The organism is Limnobacter sp. MED105, from assembly GCF_000170915.1.
Classification (GTDB): domain Bacteria; phylum Pseudomonadota; class Gammaproteobacteria; order Burkholderiales; family Burkholderiaceae_B; genus Limnobacter.
The window spans coordinates 1-2,914 of sequence record NZ_ABCT01000037.1 but is presented as its reverse complement, the minus strand read 5'-3'; the positions used below and the strand labels follow the sequence as shown (position 1 = coordinate 2,914).

Sequence of the window (2,914 nt, the reverse complement as noted above, 5' to 3'; positions counted from 1 at the left end):
CAGCGATCACCGTGGCAGCTTCGATTGCCTCGTCCAGACACCTGTCGGCCGAGACAACACGTGAAACAAGGCCTGCGCGCTCAGCCTCAGAGGCGTCCATCAGGCGGCCGGTCAAACACAAGTCCATGGCTTTGGACTTGCTGATTGCGCGGGGCAGGCGTTGCGTGCCGCCGGCGCCGGGAATAATGCCGAGCTTGATTTCAGGTTGACCAAATTTGGCGGTGTCTGAGCAAATAATGAAATCGGTCATCATGGCCAACTCGCAACCACCGCCCAAAGCAAAACCACGGACGGCGGCAATCACTGGTTTACGAACGTTGCGGATGGTTTCCCAGTTGCGGGTGATGTATTCGCTTTTGTAAACATCCATATAAGTAAATGAGGCCATGGCACCAATGTCGGCGCCAGCGGCAAAGGCTTTGTCGCTACCGGTAATGACCATAGCCCCGATGTTGTCGTCAGAATCAAAAGCCATCAAGGCATCGCCCAGCTCAGTCATCAGTTGGTCATTCAGTGCATTCAATACCTGGGGGCGATTCAAGCGCACCAAGCCCACTTTGCCAATGGTTTCTACGAGGATGGTTTCATAGGTCATGTTTAGTCTCCAGCTTGTTAATAGGGATGAAGAAAGTCTAACCGTTCAAATTCGAGGAATTGACGACTGAAAAGAGTTTTGAAGGAAGACGTGACTTTATTTTCTGTCTAGGACAAAATAGGGGCACTTTGGACAAAACAGGTAGTAAAGAATGACAAAGTGCGTATTTGTAATGGGTGCCAACAGTGCGATTGCCCAAGAATTAATCCAATTGTGCGTAAATTCAGGCCAGGAAGTGATTGCTGCGGGACGGGATTCTGCAGTTCTTGAGGCCCTGTATGGCAACACCTCAGGTGTACATATTCTAGAAGTTCAGGCCTGTGACTCCAGTTCCGTCGATTCGGCTTTTCAAGCGGTGGTTGCTGAAGGCAAACAGATTGATGGCTATGCGCACTGCGTGGGCTCTATTCTGGTGGCCCCACTAGTTAAAACCAGCGACGCTCAACTTGACAGCGTGATGCAGGTTAACCTGCTTTCTGCCATGTATGGCTTGCGCGCCTTTTTGAAACAAGCAAAAGCGCAAGGTGTAGGTGGCTCAGCGGTACTGGTATCGACCTGTGCAACAGGAATTGGTGTGCCCAATCACGAGGCGATTGCAGCAGCGAAGGCTGGCGTTGAGGGTTTGGTCAAATCCGCGGCGGCGACACATGCGGCTGACAATATTCGGGTAAATGTGGTTGCCCCGGGCTTGACTGACTCCCCTATAGCCTCGGCGTTTTTGAAAAGCGACATGATGAGAGCGGCGAGTGCCAAGCAATATCCCCTGCAAGGCGTGAATAAACCGGTTGAAGTTGCACAGGCGATGCATTGGTTGCTAAGCGATGGCGCCAGCAGGATGACTGGCGCTGTATTGAATATCGATGGGGGGTTCCGGAATATCCGCCCTCTTGTGAAGTAACCCCCATTCGATTGAGAGAAGGCCAACCATGCAGTTCCAGACACCCAACAAATTTGAACCGAGCCGCCGTGCCGCATTGAATGCGCTGGCCACGGTGGACCCGGCGCTTTACAGTCGCACCCGAAACTTTCTGGACGGAGCAGTAACGGGCTTGTCCCCATGGATTACCCACGGATATTTGAGCGTTCGCGAAGCCGCCCAATTGCTGATGGAGAAATATCGCCTGAGCTTTGAGGACAAATTGATTTTTGAATTCGCTTGGCGCGAGTTTTTCAAACATGCGCATGCTGAGTTAGGCAATGGAATTCTGAGTGATGTACGCAGACCAGTTTGGTCTGGCAAATATAACCAACAGTTGCCGGAGGATATTCGGGAGGGCAGAACCGGGGTTGAAGCAATCGATGCCGGAGTGGCTTTGCTTTATGAGACTGGCTACTTGCATAACCACGTGCGGATGTGGATTGCCTCTTATGTAGTGCACATGCGCAAGGTGCACTGGAAAGTGGGTGCTGACTGGATGTACGCCCACTTGTTGGATGGCGACCTGGCGTCCAACCATTTGAGCTGGCAATGGGTGGCTGGCACGTTCAGCCACAAGCCTTACGTATTCAACGCGGACAATGTAAAGAAATACGCGCCAAAATGGGATTGTAGTGACACTGCGATCGACACCGACTATGAAGACCTAGAATCGATCGCCCGGAGCAAACGCGATGTGGGGCGCGAGAGAAATGCGCCACCTGTTGGGGTTGCTGAGCCAAGCAGTCACTGCTTTGATCTTGAACTATTGAGCGACACGCTGAAGCGCAAGACGGTGGATCTTCGCCAACAGGCTGGAGTCGACTCCTGCAGCACACTGATGAGCAACTTCAAGAAGATCAATTTGGTTCACCCGTGGGATCTGAAAGCTTGTTTTGATTTGACGCAAAGCGGGGAGTTGCGCGTGGGGCTGATTGACTGTGCCTTTCACAAAGCCCACCCCTGGAACAGACAGCGATGGGATTTCGTTCTCAATGCCATGGAAACGGGCTGTGACCAAGTATGGGTTGTGAACACAGATGACATTGGACATTGCACAAGCATGTTGGCCAGCTTTATTAAAACCGGTGCGGCGTTTGAATTAAGAGAAACATTGAATTCAGGCTATTTGATGATGGGACGGTGCTTCCCGATTCGATGGGCACTGGAGGACAAGCTTCTACCGAACCCACCTCGCTTTCAACAGAGTTTTTCGCGCTTTTACAGAGAAGCCACTTTGATGGCAGGTAGCCTGGAAGAGGCTATACATGGCGGCATTTTGGTGGATTGACGATGGCACACGCATTGAAGACACACTGGATGAATGTTCTTGGCTACGCTGGCTTGATCCCGTTCTTGGGTTTGGCCTTGCTGACCGGGATTTACAGCGGCACTGAGACTGC

3 protein-coding genes are annotated in these 2,914 nt (G+C 51.9%); 2 read left to right on the top strand and 1 reads right to left on the bottom strand.

Annotated features, from left to right (window positions below):
• A partial coding sequence (locus LMED105_RS15800) for an enoyl-CoA hydratase-related protein (RefSeq protein WP_008253327.1) occupies positions 1-595 on the bottom strand: 595 nt, incomplete at its 3' end.
• A 151-nt stretch (positions 596-746) separates the two neighbouring features.
• Here LMED105_RS15800 and LMED105_RS15795 point away from each other — a divergent pair.
• Together LMED105_RS15795 and LMED105_RS15790 are read left to right on the top strand one after the other, a co-directional pair.
• Positions 747-1,493 carry an SDR family NAD(P)-dependent oxidoreductase gene (locus tag LMED105_RS15795; RefSeq protein WP_040513814.1) on the top strand — a complete coding sequence of 249 codons (747 nt, stop codon included), beginning with the start codon at positions 747-749 and terminating at the stop codon, positions 1,491-1,493.
• A gap of 28 nt (positions 1,494-1,521) precedes the next feature.
• Positions 1,522-2,802, top strand: a complete 1,281-nt coding sequence (locus LMED105_RS15790; RefSeq protein WP_008253324.1) for an FAD-binding domain-containing protein — start codon at positions 1,522-1,524, stop codon at positions 2,800-2,802.
• Positions 2,803-2,914 lie beyond the last annotated feature (112 nt).

Excerpts from the sequence above, each read along its gene's own strand:
- LMED105_RS15790 (WP_008253324.1), top strand. The coding sequence starts at position 1,522 with ATGCAGTTCCAGACACCCAACAAATTTGAACCGAGCCGCCGTGCCGCA.
- LMED105_RS15795 (WP_040513814.1), top strand. The coding sequence starts at position 747 with ATGACAAAGTGCGTATTTGTAATGGGTGCCAACAGTGCGATTGCCCAA.